Genomic DNA, 14,052 nt, shown 5'->3' on the forward strand with positions numbered 1-14,052 from the left:
CATTGAACATACGGATGACAAGAGACGATGGCACAGAACTGGGATTATTTAAGAAATAGAAAAGGGCGCTTGATAAGCGCCCTTTTCTATTTTGATTGAAGAAAGCTGCTATGCGAGCTTCCTTATTCTCCCTTTTCCAAGAAAGGGTATCGATAATCTGTATCTGGATTAAATGTCTCTTTGATTGTACGAGGAGACACCCAACGAAGCAAATTGATCATTGATCCCGCTTTGTCGTTTGTACCCGAGCCTCTAGCACCACCAAACGGTTGTTGACCTACGACAGCACCTGTACACTTATCATTCACGTAGAAGTTACCAGCGGCATGTCTCAATTTATCTGTTGCTAAATTAATCGCATACCGATCTTGCGCAATGATTGATCCAGTCAAGGCATAAATAGATGTTGTATCAACAATATCTAAGGTTTCTTCAAACTTAGCATCCTCGTAAACATATACGGTCAGGACAGGTCCAAACAATTCCTCAACCATTGTCTCGTAATCTGGTTTTGAAGCCTCAATGATTGTTGGATGAATGAAATATCCTTTAGATTTATCGTATGTACCACCAACTACAATTTCTGCGTCATTAGATTCTTTAGCTCTGTCGATATACTTCGCTAATTTATCAAATGACTTCTCATCAATTACAGCATTGAAAAAGTTTGTAAAATCTTCTGTTCCACCGATTGTAAAAGATTTTACGTCAGTAGTCATAGATTCTTTCAATGCAGGCCACAACGATTTAGGAATGTATGCACGTGATGCAGCAGAACATTTTTGACCTTGGTATTCGAAAGCACCACGAACCAAAGCTGTATTTGCAGCTTTCAAATCGGCCGAAGGGTGTACAACGATAAAATCCTTACCACCAGTCTCACCAACAATACGTGGATACGTTTTATAACGGTGGATATTGTTACCGATCGTCTTCCAGATATCCTGGAATACTCCTGTTGAACCAGTAAAGTGGATACCTGCGAAATCTGGGTGTTGGAAAATCACATCACCAGCGTCAGGACCTGAAACATACACCAAGTTGATTACACCATCGGGAAGACCCGCTTCACGGAAAATTTTCATCAATACATTTGCTGAATAGATTTGGGTATTGGATGGTTTCCATACCACAACATTCCCCATCATTGCAACACAGGAAGGTAGATTACCCGCAATAGCTGTAAAATTGAATGGAGTCAATGCAAATACAAAACCTTCAAGAGGACGTTGTTCTACACGGTTCCAAACACCTTTACCTGATATAGGAGGTTGTTGTTTATAGATTTCGCTCATGTATTGTACATTGAAACGCAAGAAATCCACAATCTCACATGCCGAATCAATTTCTGCCTGATATGGGTTTTTCGATTGCCCCAACATCGTAGCAGCATTCAATTCATAACGGTATTTTCCCGAAATCAATTCAGCAGCTTTTAAGAATATCGCAGCACGATCTTCCCAAGTAAGGTTTTCCCAATCCTTTTTGGCCGCTAAAGCTGCATTGATTGCATCTGTTACGTGAGATTTATCGCCTTGATTGTATTGACCTAAAATATGTTGGTGTTCATGTGGAGGAGCTAGGTTTACTTTTTTAGAAGTAGTGATTTCTTTACCGCCAATATACATTGGGATATCGATTTGTTTCGAACGTGCCTCATCAATTGCTGCTTTCAACAATTTACGTTCTTTCGTTCCGACAGCGTATGTGTACACCGGTTCATTGGTAGGAACAGGAACTGTAAAAAATCCTTTAGACATATTACAATTATTAATTATTCATCCAAAAAATACTATTTAGGAATCATGAAGCGATCAAGTTCGTTCATTCCATTATTTGCATCAGAAACCATGGTTTCAACTTGTTAGCATGACACTAAATAGCGTTAATAGAAGTAAAATTACCTCAAATTTTATGAATACCCAAAGTTACTGTCCCTCTTTGAGCACCTTGGAAAAGATACGTTTAAATTTTTCCAATTTCGGTTTAATCACCAATTGGCAGTATGGCTCTTTTCCATTTAATCTATAATAATCTTGATGATAGTCCTCTGCCGGATAAAATACTGTTGCCGGAACTACTTTTGTTACAATAGGTTTATTAAAAACATGCTCCTTCTCTAACGCCGAAAGATAATATTGCGTCCTATCAAGCTGCTCTTTATTGTGTACAAAAATAGCTGAACGATATTGGGTGCCAACATCATTCCCTTGACGATTGAGCTCCGTTGGATCGTGTGCTACAAAAAAGGCCTCCAACAGTTTGTCGTAGCTGATCACTTTTGGATCAAAAATAATATTGGTTGCTTCTGCGTGCCCTGTACTTCCGGTACAAACCTGCGCATAACTTGGATTTGCTACCCATCCGCCAGTATATCCTTAAATAACATGTACAACACCCTTTAACTCCTTAAATTGTGCCTCAGTACACCAAAAACATCCTGCAGCAAATGTCGCCGTATCCAAACTCGCCGTATTTTTTGCAGGTAATTTGGTGAAATCAGGTTTCTTCACCCGATGCCCCTGCTCCTGCCCCTGGCAGGAATTCAATACAAAAAGTACTGTTAAAAGTATCAGAATATTTCTCATAAATAATTACCCTTCTTCTTTCCTTTTATGTTCCCTGGATTATTGGAGTTAAATTCATGCCCTATAAACAAATACCAACTAGGTTTTGTTTATAAAATAGAAAAGCGACAATAAGTTATTATTGTCGCTTTTCTATTGTTCTATCAAATGATCAACTATTTAGCTGCAGCATAGTTTTGTGCTACGGCATCCCAATTGATAACATTAAAGATTTCCTCTAAATACGCTGGACGCTTATTTTGGAATTTCAAATAATAAGCATGCTCCCAAACGTCGATACCTAAGATAGGCGTACCTTTTACCTCAGCAACATCCATCAATGGATTGTCTTGGTTTGGTGTAGACGTTACGGCCAGTTTACCATCAGCACCAACAATTAACCAAGCCCATCCTGAGCCAAAACGAGTGGCACCAGCAGCTTGAAGTTGTTTTTTCAACTCATCAAATGAACCAAATGTAGCATTGATTGCTTCAGCTAATTCACCTGTTGGAACTCCACCTGCATTTGGGCCTAAAACCTTCCAAAACAAAGAGTGGTTGTAGTGACCACCACCATTATTACGTACGGCTGCGCTGTATTTACTTACATTTTTAATAATATCCAATAGGGATAAGTTTTCTGCGTCTGTTCCTGCGATAGCTTTATTTAAGTTATCCACATATGCCTGATGGTGTCTGTCATGGTGGATTTCCATTGTAGTTTTGTCAATATGTGGTTCCAATGCGTCGGCTGCGTATGGTAACGCTTCTAATTCAAATGCCATATCTATTTTAATTTAAATGTTTATTACTTCGTTTATACATACAAATATAACACAATATACACGGTTATGTTTTTATGTGTTACAATAAATCCATTATTTCCCTACCGTTTTTGACGAAAAAATGATTTTACCAAATCAGCACATTCTTCCTGCAAAACGCCATGTGTAATGACAGTTTTGGGGTGTAATATTTTATCGTGAAAATGGGAATAGCCACGCTTTTCATCTTTGGCTCCATATACTATTTTACCAATATGTGTCCAATAGGCCGCTCCGGCACACATAATACAAGGCTCAATGGTAACGTATAATGTACATTCATCCAGGTATTTGCCCCCAAGGTAATTTGCTGCTGCTGTAAAAGCCTGCATTTCAGCGTGAGCTGTCACATCATTTAATCGCTGCGTCAAATTATGACCTTTCCCTATAACACGTCCTCGATGAACAATAACTGCCCCAATAGGCACCTCTCCCTCTTGGTAAGCGACCTTAGCTTCATTCAATGCCATACGCATGAACGACTCGTCACTATCGATGAGTTGTGTTCCTTCAAAATCTATAAATGTCATGGTACAAACTTAACTAAGTTTAGATCCATTTGGTAATTTTTTGTCGACAGATGTCAAAATAATATCTCCATTTTCGTCCGGAAATCCGGTCACTAGACACTCAGAAAAGAAATTAGCGATCTGCTTTTTGGGAAAGTTCACAACTGCGACAACTTGCTTCCCAATCAACTCCTCTTTGTTGTAGTGTACTGTAATCTGGGCACTACTCTGTAATACACCAATTTCATCGCCGAAATCAAGTTTCAATTGATATGCTGGCTTTTTAGCTCTTGGAAAGTCTTTTGCTTCTAAAATAGTTCCTACCCGTAAATCCACTTTCTCAAAATCGCTCCAACTAATGGCATCACTCATAATCGGTTGCTACTAATATCCTGAATCTCTTTACCTATCGTAAATAAAACATAGGAAGGCTTCCGTCCCAAACGTAAAGACAATCTATTGATCAGTTTATCTTCCTCTCCTGCTTGAAAAGCTAAATCTTCATCACTTAAGTGGTTGTACTTGCGACGGAGTTTTTCTTTGGCTACTTGCCACTGTTCTTCGTTAATTTTCAGCATAACTCAGATTTAGGTATAAAATTTGTATATCTTTACTGAACTGTAAAAGTTTGTTTAAAGATACAATATATACATAAATAAAAGATTATGAAAAAGATTTTACCAGCATTACTTTTGATTTGTGGTAGCGTAGCAACGGCACAGGCGCAGCTTTTGCCAGGGTTTGAGGTGGGTGTAAAAGGAGGCTTGAACTTCTCTAAACTTAAAAGCGATGGAAAATATTTCAATTCTGACACGAAAGCAGGCTACCAAGCAGGTCTTTATGGACGTGTTGGTGTATTGGGATTCCATATTCAGCCTGAGGTTTACTTAACAGGTAAAAACACGACAGTGAAAGCAGAAAATGGCGAATCGACAGATGTAAAATTTACAACGGTCGATGTTCCAGTATTATTAGGCAAACGCTTTGGTTTAGGTCCGATTGGAGCAAGGATTCAAACTGGCCCAATATTTTCATTTAAAGTCGATGACAAGCAAGATAAAGTCATTGACCAATTGAACCCAAATAACTACAAAAAAAGTGGTACATCTTGGGCGTTTGGTGTAGGCGCTGATATTTCAAGCTTGCGTGTAGATCTACGTTACGAAATGGGCCTAAACAAAATCAACAACGAAAGTCAGGCAAATCCAAAAATCAACATGTGGAGTATCGGTTTAGGGTATAGATTATTCAGTATTCTATAGTACTTTAACCACTGTTCATATACCGTTAGAAAGTCCGTTTTGAATAAAAACGGACTTTTTATTTCAATAAACTTTAGAACCGTTCTAAATTGTTGCTTTTTCTTGTCAAAATGGTATCATATTTAATAGCAAATAGTAGATTTGCCTAATTAAAATTAAATTACAAGGATAATGAGTAAATCAAAGCCAGTTTTCAGTTCTTCGATTGGGAAGAAGCTAATCATGAGCTTAACAGGAATCTTCCTATGTTTATTCCTAGTTGTTCACTTGGTTGGTAACTTGCAATTATTTAAAGATGATGCGGGTCTAGCGTTCAACAAGTACGCCTATTTTATGACTCACTTTACACCAATCAAAGTTGTTTCTTACTTATTGTATGCTTCGGTAATTGTTCACGTCATCTACGCTATTACATTGTCGATGAAAAACAAGGCCGCTCGTCCTATTGGTCATGCCAAATATGATGGTCAAGCAAACAGCAAGTGGAATTCACGCAACATGGGTATTTTAGGTACTGTCATTTTAGTATTCTTAGCTACGCACATGTCTAATTTTTGGTGGAAGTTTCACAATGATGAAGTGCCGTACATCGAATACCGTACTGATTTGGCAACTGGACAAACCACAGCGCGCGAACTTCAAGCTTCTGAATTCCACGACTACCAAGAAACGGTAGAAAACAATGTTCAAATCTTGAAAGCGAGAGATTTGTACAAACAAGTTGACTTTGCATTCAAAAATGTTGCATTGGTAGCTTTGTATGTGATTGCTATGGCAGCTTTGGCGTTCCACTTAATTCATGGTTTCCAATCTGCATTCCAAACTCTAGGTTTTAACCACAGAAGATATATTGGAATCATCAGAGCAATCGGTGTTTGGGTATTTGGGGTATTAATTCCAATTGGCTTTGCAATAATGCCGTTGTTTTTCTTCTTTAAATAATTCGGAATCTTTTAAGATAAAGCTTAGGTTTTATCGATCAATATAAAATTAAGAGATATGTTAGATTCAAAAGTACCAGCGGGCCCATTAGCCCAAAAGTGGTCAAATCATAAATTTAATCTTAAGTTGGTTAACCCTGCTAACAAACGTAAATTTACCGTTATTGTTGTTGGTACAGGTCTTGCTGGTGCATCTGCAGCAGCATCTTTAGCTGAATTAGGATATAATGTAATTACATTCTGTTATCAAGATTCACCTCGTCGTGCACACTCTATTGCAGCACAAGGTGGTATTAATGCAGCAAAGAGCTACCAAAATGATGGTGACTCTGTTTTCCGCTTATTTTATGACACCATCAAAGGTGGTGACTACCGTTCACGCGAAGCAAACGTTTATCGTTTGGCTGAAGTATCTGTAAACATCATCGACCAATGTGTTGCTCAAGGTGTTCCATTTGCACGTGAATACGGAGGTTTATTAGACAACCGTTCTTTCGGTGGTGCACAGGTAAGCCGTACGTTTTATGCCCGTGGTCAAACTGGACAACAATTGTTGTTGGGTGCTTATTCAGCATTAAACCGCCAGATTAAAAAAGGAAAAGTAAAATCTTATACTCGTCATGAGATGTTAGACCTTGTTATGATCGATGGTCATGCTAAAGGTATCGTAACTCGTGACCTAGTTTCAGGTAAAATCGAAACTCATGCTGCACATGCAGTATTGATGTGTACTGGTGGTTATGGTAACGTATTCTTCTTGTCTACAAATGCAATGGGATGTAACGTTACAGCAGCATGGAGAGCACACAAACGTGGTGCTTATTTTGCGAACCCTTGTTATACTCAAATTCACCCAACGTGTATCCCGGTAACAGGAGATCACCAATCTAAATTGACATTGATGTCAGAGTCTTTACGTAATGACGGCCGTGTATGGGTTCCTAAAACTCAAGAAATGGCAGAAAGATTACGTAAAGGTGAGATCAAAGCCAATGATATCAAAGAAGACGACAGAGATTATTTCTTGGAGCGTAAATACCCTTCATTCGGTAACTTGGTACCGCGTGACGTGGCCTCTCGTAATGCAAAAGAAGCTGTTGATGATGGTCGTGGTGTTGGTAAAACAGGTTTCGCTGTATTCTTGGATTTTAAAGAAGCTATCGGTCGTCTAGGCGAAGATGCAGTACGTGCTAAATACGGTAACTTATTTGACATGTACTACCAAATCACTGATGAGAACCCTTATAAACAACCAATGCGTATCTACCCTGCTGTTCACTACACAATGGGTGGTGTATGGGTTGATTACAACTTGATGACTACAATCCCCGGTTTGTATGCTTTAGGTGAGTGTAACTTCTCTGACCACGGTGCAAACCGTTTAGGTGCTTCGGCATTGATGCAAGGTCTTGCAGACGGTTATTTCGTAATCCCTTACACTGTGGGTGATTACTTAGCTAAATTAGGTTCATTCGCACCAGTTGATCATACCCATCCTGCTTTCGAGACTACTCGTAAAGAAGTTGAAGATAAAATCAACAAATTGTTGTCGTTAAACGGTACACAAACTGTTGATGATATCCACAAAAAATTAGGTCTCATCATGTGGGAATATTGTGGTATGGCTCGTACAGCTGAAGGATTACAAAAAGCACAAGGTTTGATCCAAGAATTGAAAAAAGAATTCTGGACAAACGTTAGAGTTCTTGGAGAGAACGAAGAATTAAATCTTTCTTTAGAAAAAGCTGGTCGCGTAGCAGACTTCTTAGAGTTAGGTGAGTTAATGGTTGTTGATGCATTGCAACGTGCTGAGTCTTGTGGTGGTCACTTCCGTCTTGAAAGCCAAACTGAAGAAGGTGAAGCAAAACGTAACGATGATGAATTCGCCTATGTATCTGCTTGGGAATACAAAGGAGACAATGTACCTGAGGAATTACACAAGGAAGATTTGGTATTCGAGAACGTTCAGTTAACACAAAGAAGTTATAAATAAGAAGGAAAATTATCATGGCACAACATATGAATTTAACGCTGAAAGTTTGGCGTCAAAAAAATGATAAAGATAAAGGTCAATTTGTAACTTATCAGGCAAACAATATCGCTGATGATATGTCTTTCTTAGAGATGCTTGATATTGTCAATGAAGAATTGACTCGTAAAGGAGAAGATCCTGTATATTTCGATCACGACTGTCGTGAAGGGATCTGCGGGATGTGTTCATTAGTAATCAACGGTCGCCCCCACGGTCCTAAAGAAGGTACAACAACATGTCAATTGCACATGCGTAGCTTCCACGACGGACAAACTATCGTAATTGAACCATGGAGAGCTGCTGCATTCCCGGTATTGAAAGACCTTGCAGTTGACCGTACTGCTTTTGACCGCATTCAACAAGCCGGAGGATATGTAAATATCAATACTGGCGGTGTTCCTGATGCGAATGTTATTCCTATTCCTAAACGTATTGCTGACGAAGCTTTCGAATCGGCAACATGTATCGGTTGTGGTGCTTGTGTTGCAGCCTGTAAAAATGCTTCTGCAATGTTATTCGTATCTGCAAAAGTATCTCAATTTGCCTTGTTACCACAAGGTCAAACCGAGCGTTACGAACGTGCACAGGCAATGGTAGATCAAATGGACGCAGAAGGTTTCGGTAACTGTACAAACACGGGAGCTTGCGAAGCAGAATGTCCTGTAGGCATCAAATTAACAAACATTGCTCGTTTAAACCGTGAGTATTTGACTGCTAAAATCTTCCGTCAAGAAGAGCCTCACGTTTAGTTGCATTTTCCATCTTCTGTGGTTTCGTTAGCATCAATAGCGACGAAAACTCACTGAAGATCCTTTCTGACCATTGAAAATAAGCAATCCAGAAAAATAATATAAAAGTCCTTGCCCTAAGAAAGCAAGGACTTTTTTTTATATTTACAATAATGTAAATTGATGAACGTGAATTCTGGTATAAAAATTCGACTACTCTTACTTATCTTGACTTTATGCTTTATAGGAACAGCTATCACCATTAAAGAATCTGTTACCAATAAGGAGATACTAGACATTGATACAAAATCACTCAATGACTACATCGCGCAACAAGAAAAAAAAGTCGATCGTATTTTCAATGATTCACTCCTGCTCAAAACATTTAAAAACTACGATCAGTATCCGATAGCAGTTTATCAGGCTTTTGAAAAATTTAAAACCAACGAGAAGGTTTTTCTATTTCTTTTTAAGGACCATGAACCGAAGATGTGGAGCACACATCTATTCGTGCCTATCACAGATCAGGGATTTCCAGAAAAATCCAATTTTATCCAGGATGATAACCGCTCTTACGTTGTTCGAAAAAAAACAATTGGCAATATCAGTATACTCGCTTATATTATTGTAAAAGGCTATACAAATAATAACAACCCCTATTTAAATAGCTCTTTGCGGAGAAACTTCTTCGACTCCAGAAATATTGACATTGCCTCCTATACAGACACGGTCACGATTAAAAATATCTATAGCAATGAAGGGTCTTATCTGTTCTCCGTTAAGCTAAAAGATGGAGAGCATGAAAATGCCTATACAATTTTGCAATTCTTCTGCTGGCTACTTGCCTGGATCGCGTTACTGATCTTCTTCAATAGCCTCTGCTTACATATGGCCAAGACAGGAAGGGCCTGGTGGTCTGCAGTATTGCTATTGTCAGTATTTAGCCTTGTCAAATTTGCCGATCTTAAATGGAACCTGCTGTCCGAAAATGCGACATTTTCAATTTTCGATTCGCGAAATTACGCCTATAATCGCTTCTTCCCCAATATATGGTCCGTGATGTCCACCACCATATTGGTACTATGGTTGGTTCTATTTATCTATTCAATTCGCAAAGAGCTCAACTTTGACAAAATAAAAAACATCCGGCTCTTTAGAATTCCTATCGCAATCGGATTTATTCTAAGTATATATCTATCGTTCGGTCTATTGTATGATATCGCTGGTACATTGATTACACACTCCAACAATATCTATTTTGATTTCACAAAACTTGTCGATTTACATTTCTTAAGTTGGGTAGATCTAGGCATTGTTGGCATGGGTATTTTGGCCTTAAGTATCTACATTGATCTCGTACTATTTTTTCTTAAAAAATTAGAATTAAAACCGACGCAGCTACTCAATATTCAACTGGCATGTGTCATTTTTGTCATCCTGATCATTTCCTTCTATATAGAGAAAAATAGCCTGGTCAATTTGTTACTTGCACTGATCATCCTTATTAAATCATTTGGCGAGAAGTATTTCGACCGACATATATTAACAAATTATATCGCTGTACTGATACTTTGGGCAATCATAAGTGCGATCACGCACGCACGTTTCTATCAGGAACGGAACTTAATCGACATGAAAATCTTGTTGAGTAATCTACAATCAGAAGATGATGTCAATGCTGTTTCATTATTCTCTGATATTGAAAGCAGCATAGCAAACGATCAAGAATTAAAACATTTATTTAATATCAGTCTACCCTATACCAATACCGAAGGGATCAACGATTTTATCAAGAAAAAGTATTTTAGTGGCTATCTTTCCAAGTATGAGTTCAAAGCATATTATTATGATCAAAATAATATTCCGCTCAATCCCGCCAGTCAGAATAAGATCAATGAATATCGAGAAAAGGTAATCAACAAATCGATAAAAGTCACGCAGAACTTCTACCGTGCCAGTGCGGAATTAGGTACGCATGAATACTTCTCCATTATTCCTGTCGCCATTGACCAAAATAGGGTTGTCAATGTCATCATCAATCTTTCCAATAAAGATTTTAGTTATACGGTTCCCTATCCCGAAATCCTCACTGATATGCGGATCAACAATTCACAATATTATAATAAAGGGGATTATTCGATAGCCCTCTATAAAGGAAGCTCTTTAATAACACAGTTTGGAAAATATACCTACGAAAACAATTTAAGGGGGCTGAAAGGTGTTCCAGGAGAATATATTCAAGTACTGGACCGTGATGCATACCTACACATGGCTTATGTTGCCAATAAATTCTCAACATATGTTATCAGTAAACAGAAACCTTCTTTTTGGGATTATCTAGCGACTACTTCATTTTTGTTCCTGGTATTTTTTATGATTTTCATGTTTTTCCATTTTATAAAATCATTCTATATCTTTCTTAAGAACACCAAGCTAACGTTCCGTAATTTAAAATATCAGTTCTACAAAATAATAAATAAAATACAGTATTCTACACGTATTCAGACCTCCATTATCTCATCAGTAATACTGGCGATCCTTATATCGGCGGTAATTTCGTATATAAGTATCAACAAGCAGCTTTATAATAATAATAGAGCAAGTAAGGAACGTTTTATTATCGAATTAGGCAAACGGATGGAAAATATGTTGACCTACACGGATGAAACATCCACCGAAACGCAGCTTATCAGCATGCTCAAGACATTATCTGAAACTATTTCCAAAGACTTCAATCTTTATTCCAAATCAGGCAGATTACTTTATAGCTCCCAGCGTAGAATCTACGATCTGGAGCTTTTCTCTACATTCATTAATCCAGCTGCACTGAAGAATCTTTCTATCTTAAAAAAATCGGAGACGATTGAAGATGAGCGTATAGGCACTTTTCAATTTGAGACCAGTTATGCCACCATCAGGGATAAAAACTATAATACACTGGCTTATATAGGGATACCAAACTTCTCGCTTCAGAAGGAAGAAAACATCAATAAAAATCTTCTTTTAAATACGATAGTGAACATTTATTCGCTGATCATCATAGGCTTTGGTTTTTATGCGACATTTGTGGCCAACAGTGTCACCAACCCCTTGAGCATCATCAGTAAGAAGATCTCACAACTACGCCTGGGACAACCCAACGAACCTCTGTTTTGGCAACGAAATGATGAAATAGGTACATTGATCAAAGAATATAATCTCATGATCATCAAACTTGAGGATTATGCCAATAAAATCAAAGATACGGAACGTGAATCCACTTGGCGCGAGATGGCTCAACAAATAGCCCATGAAATCAAAAATCCGCTGACACCTATGAAATTAGGCATTCAGCAACTCCGCAGATCGTACAAAGACGAGGATCCTAAATTTCCAGATCGCTTCAATAAATTCTCCACTTCATTTATCGAACAAATCGATGCATTGACGCATATTGCCTCAGAATTTTCGCACTTCGCAAAATTCCCAAATACGGTAATGGAAAACATCAATATTGTAGAAAAAGTAACAAAGTCCATTTCCTTGTACAACAATACACCAAATGTAAGTATTCGTCTCATTAACAATGTCGATCACAAAACCCTTATTGTTAAGGCGGATGGTAATGAATTATTGAGAACCTTCAATAATTTAATAAAAAATGCGATTGAAGGCGGTTATGGGCGAAAAAACATGAAGATCGAGATTTCCATTGAACGCTACTCAGACAAATTTGTCAAGATCGACATCAAAGACAATGGTTATGGAATTCCCAAAGAGATGCAGGATAAGATTTTCCAGATTAATTTCACGACAAAGAGTTCAGGAAACGGTTTAGGGCTAGTTCTTGTCAAAAAAACAATTGAAGCCAGTAATGGACAAATTTATTTTGAGACTGTAGAAGGCGAAGGTACAACCTTCCATATACTGCTTCCTTTGCAACAGATAGAGTCTTAATATGTGAAGATAGCAGTCAACAAAAATAAGACATCGAAGAAAGCTTATATGCGCTCCATCTCCAGTGTCTCTAAATAATAAGGACCTGCCGCTCCATTTGTGTAAAGAAAGGGCCGTCACACCAACTGATGTAAATAAAAATATAGCACTCAATTAGGGCACAACTCAAACCTGATAGCATAAAACTAACCAGTTAATGGATAGCCTTATTATTATATTTTAAGGATCAGATAACAAGAACAGTATACTATAAACAAAAAAGCTCTTTGCGGTCATGCAAAGAGCTTTTTTGTTTATAGTATATCTATTTTTAACGCAATACAACAGTAGATCGTCCCATGATTGCATTATCTTCATATAGCAAAACAGTATAGGCTCCTTTAGAAAATCCATCCTCTGCTGCCCAATAAACGATATAATCCTCGCCTTTGTTGGTAAATAGAATATTATGTTTAAAAGTATATTGCAATTTCTCACCGTGTACATAGAAAATATTATCGCCTTGTACGACCAAATTTCCTTGTGGATCTATAATTCTGACATATATATCACGTTCTCCACTTTTAGCCAACGGATTATCAGCAATGGTAAAGTTGATTTTTAACTTATCGATTTTTTTAGCACGTTCTTCTACAAATTCCTTTCCATTCTTTTTGACTTCAAGGCCATTTATACTGATACTTGAAACCTTTAATGCTGAAGCAGTCGCAACCTTCTCTTTCAGATCCGAATTTGATGTAACTAATGAAGTAATCTGTTTTTCCTTTTCGACAACAGATTCGCTCAAGTTGGAGTTTTGCTTCGATAAAATCTGATTTTCCTGAATCAGCCGTTGCACATTTACACGATAAGTATCCACCTGCTTCTTAAGCTGATTGATCTTATGCTGTGCTTCATCGATATCTTTTGGAGTAATACTCTTATTTTCAAGCTTTTTACGAAGCTCTGCGATTTCAGCTCTAGAATCATCCTTCTGCACGGACATCTCTGGAGTCAATTGGACATTTTCTACATCAATTTTATCCAATTCAGCTTCAATACGATCGATTTGTACCTGCAAATTTTCTTTTTCAACTGTAAGTGTATAGACCTTTTCACCATTGGTCTTAAACTTGACATAAAAATATATGTTCGTTGCAAGTAATGCTGCTATCGCAATGATAAAGAAGTAAATCTTCGAAGAATCTTTCTTCTTTTCTTCTTCTTTCTTACTCGAAACAACTTCTGAATTTATCATAATATACTGTCATATT

General features: G+C 37.7%; 11 protein-coding genes and 1 pseudogene. 5 read left to right on the plus strand and 7 right to left on the minus strand.

Annotated features, from left to right (window positions below; genetic code table 11):
* Nucleotides 1–122: 122 nt before the first annotated feature.
* From pruA to AACH28_RS13195, 6 genes and pseudogenes are all read right to left on the minus strand, one after another.
* Nucleotides 123–1,760, minus strand: a complete 1,638-nt coding sequence (gene pruA / locus AACH28_RS13170) for an L-glutamate gamma-semialdehyde dehydrogenase (protein WP_341830700.1) — start codon at nucleotides 1,758–1,760, stop codon at nucleotides 123–125.
* A gap of 168 nt (nucleotides 1,761–1,928) precedes the next feature.
* Nucleotides 1,929–2,588: pseudogene (gene msrA / locus AACH28_RS13175) on the minus strand (peptide-methionine (S)-S-oxide reductase MsrA).
* 155 nt (nucleotides 2,589–2,743) lie between these two features.
* The gene (locus tag AACH28_RS13180; RefSeq protein ID WP_088160108.1) at nucleotides 2,744–3,352 is read right to left on the minus strand and encodes a superoxide dismutase; all 609 of its coding nucleotides are present in this window, start codon (nucleotides 3,350–3,352) and stop codon (nucleotides 2,744–2,746) included.
* 101 nt (nucleotides 3,353–3,453) lie between these two features.
* Entirely contained in the window at nucleotides 3,454–3,921 is a 468-nt protein-coding gene (locus tag AACH28_RS13185) for a nucleoside deaminase (protein WP_088160107.1), read from the minus strand.
* Nucleotides 3,922–3,930: 9 nt separating this feature from the next.
* Nucleotides 3,931–4,272 carry a tRNA-binding protein gene (locus AACH28_RS13190; protein WP_075990896.1) on the minus strand — a complete coding sequence of 114 codons (342 nt, stop codon included), beginning with the start codon at nucleotides 4,270–4,272 and terminating at the stop codon, nucleotides 3,931–3,933.
* Nucleotides 4,269–4,478: a hypothetical protein gene (locus AACH28_RS13195; protein WP_070561956.1), complete on the minus strand. Its 210-nt coding sequence runs from the start codon at nucleotides 4,476–4,478 to the stop codon at nucleotides 4,269–4,271. The genes AACH28_RS13190 and AACH28_RS13195 overlap by 4 nt, the downstream gene beginning before the upstream one ends.
* A gap of 87 nt (nucleotides 4,479–4,565) precedes the next feature.
* Between AACH28_RS13195 and AACH28_RS13200 the strand changes: the two genes are divergently transcribed.
* From AACH28_RS13200 to AACH28_RS13220, 5 genes are all read left to right on the plus strand, one after another.
* The gene (locus AACH28_RS13200) at nucleotides 4,566–5,162 is read left to right on the plus strand and encodes a porin family protein (protein ID WP_341830701.1); all 597 of its coding nucleotides are present in this window, start codon (nucleotides 4,566–4,568) and stop codon (nucleotides 5,160–5,162) included.
* A gap of 171 nt (nucleotides 5,163–5,333) precedes the next feature.
* On the plus strand, nucleotides 5,334–6,104 hold the full coding sequence (locus tag AACH28_RS13205) for a succinate dehydrogenase cytochrome b subunit (RefSeq protein ID WP_341830702.1): 771 nt from the start codon (nucleotides 5,334–5,336) through the stop codon (nucleotides 6,102–6,104).
* Between the two features lie 57 nt (nucleotides 6,105–6,161).
* A complete protein-coding gene (locus AACH28_RS13210) occupies nucleotides 6,162–8,096 on the plus strand; it encodes a fumarate reductase/succinate dehydrogenase flavoprotein subunit (RefSeq protein ID WP_317668549.1) in 1,935 nt (644 codons plus the stop codon).
* A gap of 14 nt (nucleotides 8,097–8,110) precedes the next feature.
* On the plus strand, nucleotides 8,111–8,884 hold the full coding sequence (locus tag AACH28_RS13215) for a succinate dehydrogenase/fumarate reductase iron-sulfur subunit (protein WP_317668550.1): 774 nt from the start codon (nucleotides 8,111–8,113) through the stop codon (nucleotides 8,882–8,884).
* 162 nt (nucleotides 8,885–9,046) lie between these two features.
* The gene (locus AACH28_RS13220) at nucleotides 9,047–12,799 is read left to right on the plus strand and encodes an ATP-binding protein (RefSeq protein WP_341830703.1); all 3,753 of its coding nucleotides are present in this window, start codon (nucleotides 9,047–9,049) and stop codon (nucleotides 12,797–12,799) included.
* A 310-nt stretch (nucleotides 12,800–13,109) separates the two neighbouring features.
* Here AACH28_RS13220 and AACH28_RS13225 read toward each other — a convergent pair whose 3' ends face one another.
* Nucleotides 13,110–14,036, minus strand: a complete 927-nt coding sequence (locus AACH28_RS13225) for a hypothetical protein (RefSeq protein WP_336836808.1) — start codon at nucleotides 14,034–14,036, stop codon at nucleotides 13,110–13,112.
* Between the last annotated feature and the right edge of the window lie 16 nt (nucleotides 14,037–14,052).

Origin of the sequence: Sphingobacterium thalpophilum, assembly GCF_038396785.1 — a bacterium.
Taxonomy (GTDB): Bacteria; Bacteroidota; Bacteroidia; order Sphingobacteriales; family Sphingobacteriaceae; genus Sphingobacterium; species Sphingobacterium thalpophilum_A.

Excerpts from the sequence above, each read along its gene's own strand:
- AACH28_RS13185 (WP_088160107.1), bottom strand. The coding sequence starts at position 3,921 with ATGACATTTATAGATTTTGAAGGAACACAACTCATCGATAGTGACGAG.
- pruA (WP_341830700.1), bottom strand. The coding sequence starts at position 1,760 with ATGTCTAAAGGATTTTTTACAGTTCCTGTTCCTACCAATGAACCGGTG.
- AACH28_RS13220 (WP_341830703.1), top strand. The coding sequence starts at position 9,047 with ATGAACGTGAATTCTGGTATAAAAATTCGACTACTCTTACTTATCTTG.
- AACH28_RS13215 (WP_317668550.1), top strand. The coding sequence starts at position 8,111 with ATGGCACAACATATGAATTTAACGCTGAAAGTTTGGCGTCAAAAAAAT.
- AACH28_RS13200 (WP_341830701.1), top strand. The coding sequence starts at position 4,566 with ATGAAAAAGATTTTACCAGCATTACTTTTGATTTGTGGTAGCGTAGCA.
- AACH28_RS13210 (WP_317668549.1), top strand. The coding sequence starts at position 6,162 with ATGTTAGATTCAAAAGTACCAGCGGGCCCATTAGCCCAAAAGTGGTCA.
- AACH28_RS13190 (WP_075990896.1), bottom strand. The coding sequence starts at position 4,272 with ATGAGTGATGCCATTAGTTGGAGCGATTTTGAGAAAGTGGATTTACGG.
- AACH28_RS13225 (WP_336836808.1), bottom strand. The coding sequence starts at position 14,036 with ATGATAAATTCAGAAGTTGTTTCGAGTAAGAAAGAAGAAGAAAAGAAG.
- AACH28_RS13195 (WP_070561956.1), bottom strand. The coding sequence starts at position 4,478 with ATGCTGAAAATTAACGAAGAACAGTGGCAAGTAGCCAAAGAAAAACTC.
- AACH28_RS13205 (WP_341830702.1), top strand. The coding sequence starts at position 5,334 with ATGAGTAAATCAAAGCCAGTTTTCAGTTCTTCGATTGGGAAGAAGCTA.
- AACH28_RS13180 (WP_088160108.1), bottom strand. The coding sequence starts at position 3,352 with ATGGCATTTGAATTAGAAGCGTTACCATACGCAGCCGACGCATTGGAA.